At 39.6% G+C, this 12,875-nt stretch carries 12 protein-coding genes; 2 read left to right on the forward strand and 10 right to left on the reverse strand.

All coding sequences use genetic code 11. From position 1 onward, the window contains the following. Positions 1–129 precede the first annotated feature (129 nt). From AC0N32_RS01575 to AC0N32_RS01600, 6 genes are all read right to left on the reverse strand, one after another. On the reverse strand, positions 130–699 hold the full coding sequence (locus AC0N32_RS01575; RefSeq protein ID WP_476392128.1) for a methyltransferase family protein: 570 nt from the start codon (positions 697–699) through the stop codon (positions 130–132). After that, positions 696–1,019: a 2TM domain-containing protein gene (locus AC0N32_RS01580; RefSeq protein ID WP_476392129.1), complete on the reverse strand. Its 324-nt coding sequence runs from the start codon at positions 1,017–1,019 to the stop codon at positions 696–698. Before AC0N32_RS01580 ends, AC0N32_RS01575 begins: the two co-directional genes overlap by 4 nt. Positions 1,020–1,030: 11 nt before the next feature. Continuing rightward, the gene (locus tag AC0N32_RS01585; RefSeq protein ID WP_476392130.1) at positions 1,031–2,347 is read right to left on the reverse strand and encodes a 2TM domain-containing protein; all 1,317 of its coding nucleotides are present in this window, start codon (positions 2,345–2,347) and stop codon (positions 1,031–1,033) included. A gap of 139 nt (positions 2,348–2,486) precedes the next feature. Continuing rightward, positions 2,487–3,137 carry a hypothetical protein gene (locus tag AC0N32_RS01590; protein WP_476392131.1) on the reverse strand — a complete coding sequence of 217 codons (651 nt, stop codon included), beginning with the start codon at positions 3,135–3,137 and terminating at the stop codon, positions 2,487–2,489. Between the two features lie 55 nt (positions 3,138–3,192). Continuing rightward, positions 3,193–5,430: a TonB-dependent receptor gene (locus AC0N32_RS01595; RefSeq protein WP_476392132.1), complete on the reverse strand. Its 2,238-nt coding sequence runs from the start codon at positions 5,428–5,430 to the stop codon at positions 3,193–3,195. A 141-nt stretch (positions 5,431–5,571) separates the two neighbouring features. Beyond that, positions 5,572–6,474: an AraC family transcriptional regulator gene (locus tag AC0N32_RS01600; protein ID WP_476392133.1), complete on the reverse strand. Its 903-nt coding sequence runs from the start codon at positions 6,472–6,474 to the stop codon at positions 5,572–5,574. 146 nt (positions 6,475–6,620) lie between these two features. On the opposite strand from AC0N32_RS01600, the gene AC0N32_RS01605 reads away from it, so the two are divergent. Continuing rightward, the gene (locus tag AC0N32_RS01605) at positions 6,621–7,124 is read left to right on the forward strand and encodes a superoxide dismutase family protein (RefSeq protein WP_476392134.1); all 504 of its coding nucleotides are present in this window, start codon (positions 6,621–6,623) and stop codon (positions 7,122–7,124) included. A gap of 77 nt (positions 7,125–7,201) precedes the next feature. Here AC0N32_RS01605 and AC0N32_RS01610 read toward each other — a convergent pair whose 3' ends face one another. Continuing rightward, the gene (locus AC0N32_RS01610) at positions 7,202–9,331 is read right to left on the reverse strand and encodes a carboxy terminal-processing peptidase (protein WP_476392135.1); all 2,130 of its coding nucleotides are present in this window, start codon (positions 9,329–9,331) and stop codon (positions 7,202–7,204) included. A 146-nt stretch (positions 9,332–9,477) separates the two neighbouring features. Here AC0N32_RS01610 and surE point away from each other — a divergent pair, with 146 nt between their 5' ends. Then, positions 9,478–10,248, forward strand: coding sequence for a 5'/3'-nucleotidase SurE (gene surE, locus AC0N32_RS01615; protein WP_476392136.1), 771 nt, complete (start codon positions 9,478–9,480; stop codon positions 10,246–10,248). 230 nt (positions 10,249–10,478) lie between these two features. Here the strand turns inward: surE and AC0N32_RS01620 are convergent, their stop codons facing one another. Genes AC0N32_RS01620 through AC0N32_RS01630 form a run of 3 tightly spaced genes read right to left on the reverse strand, consistent with a single transcriptional unit; the run spans position 10,479 to position 12,860 of the window. Next, positions 10,479–11,882: a radical SAM protein gene (locus AC0N32_RS01620; RefSeq protein WP_476392137.1), complete on the reverse strand. Its 1,404-nt coding sequence runs from the start codon at positions 11,880–11,882 to the stop codon at positions 10,479–10,481. A gap of 11 nt (positions 11,883–11,893) precedes the next feature. Further along, positions 11,894–12,127, reverse strand: a complete 234-nt coding sequence (locus AC0N32_RS01625; protein WP_476392138.1) for a hypothetical protein — start codon at positions 12,125–12,127, stop codon at positions 11,894–11,896. After that, positions 12,105–12,860 carry a prolipoprotein diacylglyceryl transferase gene (locus AC0N32_RS01630; protein ID WP_476392139.1) on the reverse strand — a complete coding sequence of 252 codons (756 nt, stop codon included), beginning with the start codon at positions 12,858–12,860 and terminating at the stop codon, positions 12,105–12,107. The genes AC0N32_RS01625 and AC0N32_RS01630 overlap by 23 nt, the downstream gene beginning before the upstream one ends. Between the last annotated feature and the right edge of the window lie 15 nt (positions 12,861–12,875).

The raw sequence follows: 12,875 nt of genomic DNA on the forward strand, positions 1-12,875 counted from the left end.
AAAACATGCTCAAATCAATTTTATATGACCGAACCGTAGAATATGCACACTGAATTGTAAAAATCCCGGCTTTAGTGTAGCCGGGATTTTTATTCAGGTTAAATGATAAAAGATTTTGTAGCTGAAAGGCTAATAAATAAACGGAATAAGCTTTTTGGTTTTCTTCCGGTATTCAAGGTATTCCTGACCGAATTGACCGATCAAGGCCCTTTCTTCAACCATAATGCGGTAGCTGAAAGCCATAAAAGGAATCATGAAGGCCAAGAGCAGTGAAAGCCAGTTATTCAGATACAATCCGAGGCCCAGCGAAGTCAGCAGCGAAAATGCATAAGATGGATGACGAATGTACTTATAAAAGCCTTCTTTTTTGATTTTATGATTCTCGCGTATGGTGACATCCACCGTAAAATATTTACCCAAAGACCTGATAATTAAAAATCTTAAAATAATTCCGGTCCAAATAACGATGGTTCCGGCATAATAGATCCACACCTCATCAGAAATTGGAAATGCCGTAACATAAGATATCGTCACAGACAAAGCAATAGATAAAGGAATTGCTATCCAAAGGATGTTCAGCGTAGATTGATCTTTTCCTTTCTGGTCCTTATTTCCGGATTTTAAAATATTCTTGTATAGAAATTCACTTAAAAACCAGGCAATCATTGAGACCGTAAACAGGATCTGTAAAGTTTTCATTTTTTTGATTTAATGTTGGTGGTTTTTTCTTTTTCCATAAGTTGTTTGATTTTCCTTTCTTCCCAGTTGCTTCCGAGAATGGCTCCGGGTACAAAAATACTGATTGCGTAGCCTACGAGTCCTATTCCCCAGAAGATAGGAAGTGCAAAATATTTGAGCTGCCAGATGGTCTGCCCGGGCCTTAGTTCCCTGTAATTGATTACCAGAATAAAAATATTGACGAAAACATATATAAAAGTAAAAATGTAGAAATTTTTAATTCTTCTCACACGTTTCTCGGCTTCTTTGTATCTGATATCGTCCTCACTGATATGTTTCATAGTACTGTAATTTAAGATTTATGATTTTTTTCAAGAATTTCCCTGATCTTTTTCTCTTCCCAGGTTCTGCCGATGGCAAAAACATTCGTTCCGTGAGCGGCAATTCCTATTCCCCACCCCAACATCGGCCAGTAAAACCAGAGGCGATCAGGAGATGTAATAAGATTAACAATGATCAGAAACGGAATGACAATACAGTATGAAATAAGGTTTCCATAAAAGCTTTTCAGTTCTTTCATCCTTTTCTGAGCCCTTTCATACGCCTTATCTTTATCCTCCAATTTAATATTGTTTTCCTGTGGCTTAGCCTGTAAAATCGGAAGCTTCACTTTAAAATAATCTTCAGATTTCTCAATAAAAACATTCCGTTTGGTGAGCAGGGCATATCTCTGTACAATATTGGAAAGCCCGATCCCGGAACTTTCTTTAATCTGCTCTCTCACCTGAAGGTTGTTTTCGATACAGAGCGTGTCATTTTCTGAAAAAATTTTGATGACGAGAGGCTTTGATGACGTTGCAAAATTATGCTTGATGCAGTTTTCCAATAACAGCTGAAGCGATAACGGAACCACAAATCGCCGGTAATATTCCTTTTTAACATCAAAAACAAAATCGACGCTGTCTTCAAACCTGGTTTTCAGCAGTTCGCAGTAGGTTTTTGCAAATTCGAGTTCGTCTTCCACAGTGACAAGCTCTTTGTCTTTTTGCTCTAAAACATACCTGTAAATCTTTGACATTGAAGCAGTAAACGTCTGAGCCTGTTTCGGGTTTTCATCAATTAATGAGCTTAAAACATTTAAGGAATTGAACAAAAAATGCGGATCCAGCTGATTTTTCAGGCTTTCAAATTGTGCATTGGCCGATTTTGCAATGAGTTTCTGCTCGACCACTTCTTTTTTGGAAGTCTTTTTAAGCTCTTCCATGAAACCTTTTGCGTGAAGGAAGGCCGAGATCAACAGCGCAATATTAATCGTAAACCAGTTGACAAAGCCATACTTTCCGGAAAAATATTCTTCGGTAGTCGCCGCCCTCTGGAATACCACAAAGTTCATATAATTACAGAAATAAACCATCACGGTATTGGCTACCAGAATGGAAATTATACTGATGATTGCCCTTTTCGTCGTTGCTTCGGACCATGGGAACTTTTTATTGAGATAATCGTTGATGAACCAGTTTCCCGCAGCCAGAATGAATGAATACATGAAACATACCGCCACGGTAAGCATAAAATTTTCAAGCGTTTTCTGCTCCGTAAACCCGAAGAAAAAGACCATTGATGTGGCCACTGAAATCCAGCATAAAGTAATAATGTTCTTACGTTTCATTTTTCATTTTCTTGGTTCAAAAATAGTCTATATTAAAAGTATTAAAAATAATTTTTTGCCGAACCGTTATTTTTTGTGACTGAACGGAATAAAAAAACCTTCGCGTGGCAGAAGGCTTTTCAAATAAGGTGATCAACAATTACTTAGCTTGCCCGCTCAGAAAATATTCGACTTCGGCTTTCCCCCAATTCGGATCTAAGGCCGTTTTCGGCTTGAATGTATTGAATTTTTGCAGTGCTTCTTTAAACTGTTCAATTCCTTTTGTTTTGCTGCCTCCATATTGTTCGGGAGTGAAATAGGTATCTTCTGCTTTAATAAGAGCAACCCTTGGATTTGTGGGATCGAGCGTTTCTGCTTTTTTAAGCTCTTCCATGGCCTTCATCCCGTCGGTCATGTATCTTTCGGCAGGGCTTTCCATCATTTTGAGGGAATAAGCCATTTTTTTGAGGAGATGAATTTCAGAATTATCTTTTCCGGCAACAGCTTCTGCCTGGTCTATATATTTCTCAGCGGCACCGGCGTTGATGGAAAGTTCAGACATTTTTCCTTCCTGCATCTGCGTTCTCCCTTTCTGAAGATACGCCAGGGCTGCATAGTAAGAAGGCAGCCATTGTTTCGTTTCTTTCTTCCCGATTCTGTCGAAATCATTAGCAAGAGCCTGAAGTTCATCGGCAGATCTTGTCTGTTCCAGTTTGCCGATTTTATCGGACATTATTTTCTCATAATCAGTCTGAGCAAAAGCGTTTAAGCTCATTACACTTAAAGCAAAAGTTAAGAGGTACTTTTTCATTTTATCTAAATTTTTAATGTTAAATATAATTTTTTAATTGTTTCTAAAAGTAATATTATAAATTATTGTTGATCGCATCTTGGGTCTTATCAACACCGAAGCTGATGAAAGCACCTACAAAAACGAAGGTATTTACCGGCGGAAGCACAGCCGAACTTCTTCCGTCCATTGAAAAGTTGTATCCGTAGATATTCTTTGAGCCTAAAACATTCGTTACGCTCAATACCAGAACGGTAAATGCTTTTGTGTCTTTTTTCCCAAGATTCGGAAGATAATTAAGACTGAAGTTCAGGGCATTGTAATCTTTTAGTCTTCCACTGTTTCGTATATAATAATTCTCTTTTCCGTCGATGATCTTGGTGGCAATGTCGTAATAAGGACGCCCTTTTGCATACGTGTAGGAAAGATTAAACCCTGTTTTCCATTTTGGTACAAATCGTTTGGCCACAGCCGAAATTGTATGTTCGGAAGCAAAATTCGGTTTCAGGCTGTAAGGATAATTCATAAAATCCCTTTTGGAGTCCAGGTAAGAATAGCTGATCCAATAGTCTATATTTTCGAACGTTTTTTTGTCTCTCCAGAACAGTTCAAGCCCTTTTGCATATCCGAAGCCGCTGTTGTTATCTGCGGTCTGGATGTACTGGTTTTGCCCGTCTATATAATTGAGATTCCTTACTTTAATTAAATCATCATATTTTTTGTAAAATGCCTCAAATCTGAGGTTTCTGCCTTCAGTCGTTCTCTGGATCTGGAAAATATAATGCTGCGATTTCTGGAAGCCTAAGTCTGCCGGAGCATTAATGTATTTGCTTTCAGGATTCTGGTAGAAAATTCCGTAAGCGAACGAGGTAGTCCAGTCCTTTGCAAAACGGTAAGCCAATGCGATACGCGGAGCCATATTGGCTTTACTGAGATAAGAAGAATACTCTGCCCGCACTCCTATCTTGGCAGAAAGCTGATTGCTGAATCCCAGATCCGTCTCCAGAAAAGCAGCCGAGATCAGGTCTTTATAGTTCTTTTCCACGAAATCATTAAAGTTCAGTTTTTCGTTGGTACTGTTTAATTCAACTCCGCCCCGTAATGCACTGATTCTGTTTATTTTTCTTTCTAAAACAGTTTTGAAGTTGATATAATTCCCATTATTTAAAAGTCGTGTATTTCCTGTCGTAACATCGCTTTTCAATGTTGAAAAATCTAGGTCGGACCGGTTGAAAGAATAAGAAGTCCCGGCATTCAGCAGATATTTTCCGAATTTTTGTTTGAAAGACAGATTATGATAGGTACTTTTTCCTTTGAGGTTAACCCTGGATTCATCATATTTTTCCGGCTCGAGGCTTTGCGTATTTACGCCCATTCTGTTGGAATCGTACATCCCGTAATATTTGATAAAACCGCCTGATTTTGTTTTTATTCTGAAATTGAAATCTGCATTCAGGCTTTGGGGAGCTTCTTCAAAATTGGTATTAAAATTAAAAAGCTCCTGCATCAGTTTTAAGTTGGAATATCCTACACTTGCCCCGAAAGACGAACTTTTGCTGTCATTCAGCTTTTGAAATCCTCCATTTAAAAAAATAGGAGATAACGCAACATCATATGAACTTTGATCAGGAAGATCAATACTTTCCAGCATCAGCGCTCCTGAAAGTGCCTGTCCGTACAGTGCAGAATATCCGCCACTTGAAAAAATGTTTCCTTTAAACAGTGAAGTATTGAAACGGTCTCTCCCGGCAATTCCCGGCACTGAATTGGAGAAATAATTGTTGATTAAGCTGCCGTCCATGAAAATTTTCGATTCAGTTCCCGTACCGCCACGGATGAAAAGGCCTTCGGTCTCTCCCACTTTCTGAACACCCGGAAGATACGTTAAAGCAGAAGAAATCTGCCCGTTGGCACCTGCCGTGGTATAAATATCGATGGGCGTTAAAAGCGCCGTTGCCCTCTTCTTGTCGCTCGCTTCAATAGAACCCGCCGATACGACGACAGCATCAATTTCACTGATCTGCTCTTTGAGTTCAGCATCCATCATTACTTCCTGATTTTCAATGGTAATCGATTTTTCAACATCGATATATTTGGGATGGGTGAACAGTAAAATCTTATTTCCTTTTTCCGAAGTTTCGAAGGCGAAGTTTCCACCCGCATCTGTGGTAGCACCATCGTAGGTGTCTTTTAAGGTGACATTCACGTCTGCTATTCCTTTATTTTTGTAAGTTACTTTACCGGAAATTTTTACCTGCGCAAAACTTACGGTCCAGAGCAAAAGCAAAATGAGAAAGGATAGTCTTGTTTTCATAGCTGTTTTTAATTATGCTTCAAAAGTATATTGAATTTTTACCCGAAATAAATTTTTGTTGCTGAACCGTAGAATTTGAATTCCGAACGGTAAAAAATTGCTTTCATCAAATCATAAACACTCTTAAAGTCATGTCGTTTACTACTCAACCGGAATACAGAAGTCCACGATCATTTTACCTTCAGGATGTTCTTTAAAATTGGTATGGTAAATCTCAAAAGGAAAGGCCTTCCGAAAAGTACAATCATTTTCTTTCATCCATAAAAAGAGCGAAACCCAACTTTGCTCAAAATCATTCAGGGTAACTTCGCCATGTCCTACAATGAATCTTCCTGCCTCGATGGTTTCAGGAAATACTTCACCTTCATGCCGTTTCAGTTTTTCATCCAAAAGCATACAGGCATGAATTCTGACTTTGTCTGAAGGTGTTACTTTAAAGCTGTCGTGATATACGGAAATCATCTTTACATTTTCTGCCGGAAACAGTTTTCTGTCTTTTGCCCAATCCATCAAAATACCGTAAGAAGTTTCTACTTTGGCAACGCCAAGGCTCATCACTGCGGCAAGATGCATCGCAGGAAGTTCTTTAATCTCAATTTTTAGATTCATTTTCGTCCAATTTAAAAGGTTTTCAATATTGCAAATATATTGGCTGAAAACAGAATCTATTTGTCCGTCCTTGCTTTGTCGAGTCTGGATGATATGGAAGTTCTCCGGAACAGAATTTCTGAATTCTGAAGGCGATTTCCCGTAATATTTTTTAAATGTTTTGTTAAATGCAGAATGGCTGGAAAAACCAAATTGAAGATAAATTTCTTTCAGGCTTATATTTTTTCGTAAGGCAAGGTAAAACGCACTCTTTTCAATCCTTTTCCTGACGATATAATTCTGTAGGGTTTCTCCCGTGATCAGCCTGAAAATCCTGTGAAAATGAAAAGGTGAATAGGCCGCAACCTGCGAAACTTTTTCTAAAGAAAATTCCGTATCAAGATTATTGTCAATGTATTGAATCGCTTTTACAATTCTTTTTTTATACTCTTCCAAACGCAACAAGATTTGTAACCAAATATATTCAGTTCAGGCGAAATAAATTTGTCATTTATTGCTATTTTCCAAAACATCCTGAAATTGTACGGCTATTTGGCAAATCTTTTTTAAATTTATAAGATAATCACTTAAATCATTTAAAAATGAAAGCTAAAACATTATCATTACTGGCCGGATGTGCCTTATTCGCCGTTTCATGCGGAACAACGAAAACCTACCAGGTTATGTCTAAAAGCAATACCCAAACAGGCGGAACCGCAAAATTTACCCAGAAAGGAGACGAAGTTATTATGAAACTCGATGTAACGAATCTTACCCCGGGAATTCATGCCGTGCATATCCACGAAAAAGGCGATTGTTCCGCTGCTGACGGAACGTCTACCGGAGGTCACTGGAATCCTGCGAAAGACGACCATGGGAAATGGGGCGCAGAACACTTCCACATGGGAGATATCGGCAATCTTGTGGCAGACCAGAGCGGAAATGCTACGTTGACTTTCAAAACCAATAAATGGTGTCTTGGATGTACCGACGAATCTAAAAATATTATCGGAAAAGGACTGATCGTACACGCAGCCGCCGACGATTTCCATACACAGCCTACCGGGAATGCCGGAGGAAGAGTTGGATGCGTGGAAATTAAATAAATCCAACGTATTCTCATTAAAAAAACCGTTGCCTGAATCCACAGACAACGGTTTTTTTTTTTATAATTTGCTTTAAATTAAGACTTCACAGCCATATCAGCGATGACATTCATGGCTTCCTGAAGGTAAAGGTCTTTTTTAAGGTTTTTGACCCAGATCTCAGATTTCTTTTTGAAAGCCTCGTCTTTCTTCTCTCGCTCAACTTCATTCGGATACATCGTAAACTGAAGTCCGTTGTCGAATTTATTCAGAGACTTGAATTTCTCAATCTGCGCTTTTCTCTGTTTTGTAAGCTCATTAAACTTATTGATGTTAAGCGTAATGGTTTCTTCCTTATCCAGTTTTTCTCTCCACTGAGCTGCTTCCAGCAACAATTGGTATTTGCTGTTTTTAGCCAGTCTTTCGGTACTCGCTTTTTCCAAAGCCTGGATATTAAAGTAATTAACCTTTTGGAAGTTGGTCGCAGGGATTTTATCCCAAGCCAGGGCATAATCATCATAGCGCTCTCCTACTTCAGCGTAGGTCAGAAGATCTTTCATCTGAATATCGGAAACAATACCTTTTCTCTGGGTAGATTCGCCTGTAATTCTGTAAAACTTCTGAATCGTCAGTTTCAATGATCCGAAATCATCTTCCGTATTTAAAAAACGGTTAAGGTCTACAAAGGTCTGTACGGTTCCTTTTCCGAAAGACTGCGGAGACCCGATGATCATGGCTCTTCCATAGTCCTGCATCACACCGGCAAGAATTTCAGAGGCTGAAGCAGAGGCTTCGTTCTGCATGATTACTAAAGGACCGGTCCAGATCGGTGTTTCATTTTTATTCTTTAAGGTCTGAATTTTACCGTTTCCGTCTTTTACCTGAACATAAGGACCTGCCTGCATGAAAAGTCCCATGATATCTCCTACTTCCGTAAGGGAACCTCCGCCATTATTTCTAAGATCAAGAACGATTCCTTCAATATTTTGTTTTTTAAGCTTAATGATTTCATTTTTAATATCATCCGAAGCATTTCTGCCGTTCGGGTTTTCAAAGTCTGCATTAAAGCTTGGCAGGTTGATAAAACCATATTTCTTACCGTTTGCTGAGCCTACAACAATACTTCTGGCGAAAGTATCTTCAATGGCAACCTCTTCACGGATCATGGTAACATCTTTAATCGTACCGTCCTTTTTCTGAACGGTCAGCGTTACCGGAGTTCCTTTTTCCCCGCGGATCAATCGTACGGCTTCATCCGACAGCATTCCTACGACATTTACAGCATCTTCATTCGGTTTTGATTTTACCTTAAGAATTTTGTCACCATCAGAAAGCTGTTTAGACTTCCATGCAGGTGCTCCGATCGTTAAAGCTCCCAAATAAAGATTTCCTTTTTTCTCCTGGATGATAGCTCCGATTCCAATTACCTTTCCTGTAAAGTTGGTATCAAAATCTTCCTTGTCTTTTGGAGAATAATAGTTGGTATGCGGATCGAAGACTTCGGTGTAGGCATTCATATATACCGTAAACAGATCGATTTTCTTTCTTTTCTTGAATCTTGTAAACATATCTTTCACAAGATCTTTTACCTCGCTGGTAGCCTTTTTAAGCTTTTCATCGGCAGGTATCGGCTGATACTTGATGGTATCTTTCAGTTTATATCGCTGAACAGAATCTTTCTTTTCCTTCTGAGCTTCTTCCTTGCTGTTCATCGATTCAATTTCCTGAAGAATATTGTACTTAACGAATTTTTTCCATTCGTTATACTGTTCCTGCTTATTGGCGGGCGCTTTCTTAAGTTTTGGCTCAAGAGTCAGAGTTTCGTCTTCTTCAAGGTTTATCGGTTTGCTTAAAATATCCTGAACCATCTTATCAATCTCGTCGGTTCTCTGGTAAAGCCTGTCGACCGTAAGTTTGTAAAAGGTCAGGTCACCCTGGTTGATGTAATCGTCAAGCTTCGTCTCATGCTTGGAAAATTCATCCATATCCGACTGCAGAAAATATCGCTTTCCGGAATCCACAAGATCAAAATAAAGCTTGTAAACATCTTTGGAATAAGCATCATTAATCGGTTTCGGGCTGTAATGAAGGTAAGAAAGTGTATTTTTTACACTCACCATTATCGTCTGCATCTTTTCATCTTCATTTTTAGGCGAGTTGAAACAAAACATTAGACTTGTTAACGGAATGAGGAGTAAAAATTTATTTAGCTTAAAATTTTTCCACATAAATCTGTACTGTATTTTTATTAATTTTTAAGAAAGTATTTTAATAAGTAGTAATTTTTAAATTACTGTTACAAATTATCAAATTTAATACCTTCTTTACAAATATCAGATAGATTTAAGTATTTTTGTTAAAATTAAATTTTAATATGGAAAAACCACTAATTCTGGTTACAAATGACGACGGAATCACAGCACCAGGAATCAGAAATCTTGTACGTTTTATGAACGAAATCGGAGAAGTCATCGTAGTGGCACCCAACTCTCCGCAAAGCGGTAAAGGTCATGCCATTACCATCAATTCTACCTTAAGTTTTGAAGAAGTACATCTGGATGGCCCTCAAAGAGATTTTTCATGTAGTGGAACTCCTGTTGACTGTGTGAAGATGGCTCTGGATAAAATACTTCCGAGAAGACCGGATATCGTAGTTTCAGGAATCAATCACGGCGCAAATTCTTCCATTAACGTCATTTATTCCGGGACGATGTCTGCAGCGGTGGAAGCGGGGGTGGAAAATCTTCCGGCCATCGGCTTTTCTTTATTGGATTTCAGCTGGGAAGCAGATTTTACCCAGGCGAAGGAATACATTCAGAATATCGTTAAAAAAACACTGGAAAACCCAATGCCGAAAGGGGTTGTTTTAAATGTAAACATTCCCAAACTTCTGAAAGAAGAAATTAAAGGCGTAAAAGTCTGCAAACAGGCCAACGCCAAGTGGGAAGAAAGCTTTGATGAGAGGATAAATCCCCACGGTAAAAAATATTACTGGCTCACCGGCTATTTCAACAATATGGACGAATCTGAAGATGCCGACGAAACGGCTTTAGCGAACGGATACATCTCGATTGTTCCCGTGAAATTTGATCTTACGGCCTATGAGTACATGAATACGCTGAATGAGGTGATGAAATTTGATTAAAATATTGAGGCGTAAAATAATTTTACGCCTTATTTTTTATCATTAATTTACCCGCTAAAAGATCTGTAAAAATTTGTGAGACTCTTCTTTACGCTTGCCGTTTAAACCGGTTCTTTTGCATCTCGATCTGCATGATCAGCATAATCTGCGTGAGCACTTTTTTCTCTCGCAGATCTGGCCGATTTAGCAGATTTTTTTTGAACTTCAGCCTCTGTGTTCTGTAGCAAATATCAAAACAAAACCCTATCCTCCTTCCTCAATTCTTCCAGATACTTACTTTTATCATCCCGGTAAAAAAGATTCATCGTCTCGAAAGGAATCAGTTTTAAATCTTTATTCACAATGTGCACGCAGGATTTCTTTACGGCACGAACATCAAAATCGTGGGCATCCATAAAGTTCATAATGATGATCCTGAAAAGATTATCATAATCCAGGTTTGGGGCTGAAACTTCAGGAAGACAGCACAGTAACTGATTTACTTTCGGCTTTACTTTATCTACGGAGATTCCGGTGCTGAAGATATCCAGAAGCTGCATCTGCAGGCCGGTATCCTGCTCATATACGATGGTGTTTCTCGTCTCGTTATTCAGGAGATCGGCCGGGTTGATGTATCGCGTTAAAGGAATCGTTTCCCCTTCCAGCTTCAGAATATAGCCCATTGCCAGAGCATCCGGATTACACGGCACAGGAATGATATCATCCGAATTCAGCAGCGGAAACTGGTTCAGGATCTCCTGCCGTACTTCCGTAAGCGTTATTTTCTCATGCGCAGAGTCATCACGGTTTCTCCCCGCAATCTCTACCGGCTGGAACGTAATCCCGCGGACACATTTCTGCTTTAAAGCAAAATCAATGATCTTCCCGATCTCATCAATATTTTTCCCTTGTTGAAGCACTATCACGAGTGTCGTGGAAAGATTCAAAGCATTCAATTTCTCCAAAGCTTTCATCCGGATATCCGTCAGGTCTTTTCCTCTGAAATCTTCCAGGACTTCCGGTTTAAAAGAATCAAACTGGAGATAGATCTCGAATTCCGGGGCGTAGGTCGCCAGCTTTTCTGCAAAACCGGGATCATTGGCAATCCGGACGCCATTGGTATTTAACATTAAATGCTTGATCGGTTTCGACTTGGCAATATCCATGATCTTAAAGAACTCGGGATGTATCGTCGGCTCTCCCCCGCTGATCTGCACCACATCCGGCTCCCCTTCATTTTTAACGATGGTATCAAACATCGCTTCTATTTCTTCCAGGCTTCTGTGGCTTCCGTAATGGGGCGAAGACATCGCATAGCAGGTCGGACAAGTCAGATTACAGCGATCCGTAACCTCCACGATCGACAGGCAGCTGTGCTGCTCATGATCGACGCACAGACCGCAGTCGTAAGGACATCCGTATTCTACATCGGTCCCGAAGTGAACCGGCATTTCCGAAGCTTTATTATAGTTCCTGATATTTTTGTAGTACTGGACATCAGAGGCGATCTTCGTTTTGAAAAACCCGTGATCCGGACATCTTTTCGTCATGAAAACAGCTTCGTCTTCAATAATGATCTTGGCGCCTACCCTTTTCAGGCATTCTGGGCAAAGACTGATGGTGTAGTCGTAATAGGTATAGTTTCTTACTGGCATAAATACTCTTTTTATAAACTAAAGCCGCAGATGCAACCCCCTGCAATAAAAGTTAATATCCCGACAAGTATCCCTATCAGAGGCGCTTTAAAATTATACTTCTTTTCCGTATTGGCAGCAGACATGATTCCTAAAATGAGGATCACGACCACGGAAACCATGATGATCACAATTCCTGCCCCGAGGAAAAACAGTCCGAATCCGGCGAGCTGCCCTCCTAAATTACCTACTTCCAATAATTTCATGTCTGTTCTTTTTGATTAGATAAATATAATAAATGATAATGAAAACACACACCAGCTGTATGGTACTTAAACCAAAAACAACAAGATATCTCGGCTTGATAAAATCCAGAAGGAATCTGAACGAGAAATAACAAAGCATAAACATCTGGAACAAAAATCCGGACCGGTAGCTGAAATTTCTCTGAAAATACCGTATCCATATAAACAGTGCCACTAAAAATACCATCTCGTATAAGGCTACCGGATGCCGCAGAATACCGTCTCCCAATTCCATTCCGAAAACCGAGTCGGTAGGCAAGCCATAGGTTTCTTCATACACGCCGGTGAAAAAGCAGCCGATGCGGCCGATAAACATCGCGACAATTAAAGGATAAACCATCCTGTCGCCGGTACTCTCTTTTTTGCCGATGATCTTTTTCATGGTTTCCACGCCTATCAGACCTCCTGCGAGTCCCCCGACAATCGTGTTATTCAGCCACAGATAAGCCCACAGGTTAGGAGCTTTCATTAAGTCATCAGGCCTTTCCAGAGATCCGATCAGATGAGATCCGATCAAAGCGCCCAGCGTAGCCGCAATGAGAATCAGCAGTGAATTTACATTGCTGAATTTTTCCTGATCATTCCTTTTTAAAAAAGTGTAATACCGCATCCCCACAAAAATCCCCAGAGACTCTGTGATCGGATGCAGTAAAATGTCTTTACCGAAAATATGAAAGGTTACTGGGAAATCCATGGATTCAAATGTATT

It is taken from the genome of Chryseobacterium endophyticum, from assembly GCF_056333165.1.

Bases quoted from the DNA above. Each gene is read 5' to 3' on its own strand.
- surE (WP_476392136.1), top strand. From the start codon at position 9,478: ATGGAAAAACCACTAATTCTGGTTACAAATGACGACGGAATCACAGCA.
- AC0N32_RS01610 (WP_476392135.1), bottom strand. From the start codon at position 9,331: ATGTGGAAAAATTTTAAGCTAAATAAATTTTTACTCCTCATTCCGTTA.
- AC0N32_RS01575 (WP_476392128.1), bottom strand. From the start codon at position 699: ATGAAAACTTTACAGATCCTGTTTACGGTCTCAATGATTGCCTGGTTT.
- AC0N32_RS01585 (WP_476392130.1), bottom strand. From the start codon at position 2,347: ATGAAACGTAAGAACATTATTACTTTATGCTGGATTTCAGTGGCCACA.
- AC0N32_RS01605 (WP_476392134.1), top strand. From the start codon at position 6,621: ATGAAAGCTAAAACATTATCATTACTGGCCGGATGTGCCTTATTCGCC.
- AC0N32_RS01625 (WP_476392138.1), bottom strand. From the start codon at position 12,127: ATGAAATTATTGGAAGTAGGTAATTTAGGAGGGCAGCTCGCCGGATTC.
- AC0N32_RS01595 (WP_476392132.1), bottom strand. From the start codon at position 5,430: ATGAAAACAAGACTATCCTTTCTCATTTTGCTTTTGCTCTGGACCGTA.
- AC0N32_RS01630 (WP_476392139.1), bottom strand. From the start codon at position 12,860: ATGGATTTCCCAGTAACCTTTCATATTTTCGGTAAAGACATTTTACTG.
- AC0N32_RS01580 (WP_476392129.1), bottom strand. From the start codon at position 1,019: ATGAAACATATCAGTGAGGACGATATCAGATACAAAGAAGCCGAGAAA.
- AC0N32_RS01620 (WP_476392137.1), bottom strand. From the start codon at position 11,882: ATGCCAGTAAGAAACTATACCTATTACGACTACACCATCAGTCTTTGC.
- AC0N32_RS01590 (WP_476392131.1), bottom strand. From the start codon at position 3,137: ATGAAAAAGTACCTCTTAACTTTTGCTTTAAGTGTAATGAGCTTAAAC.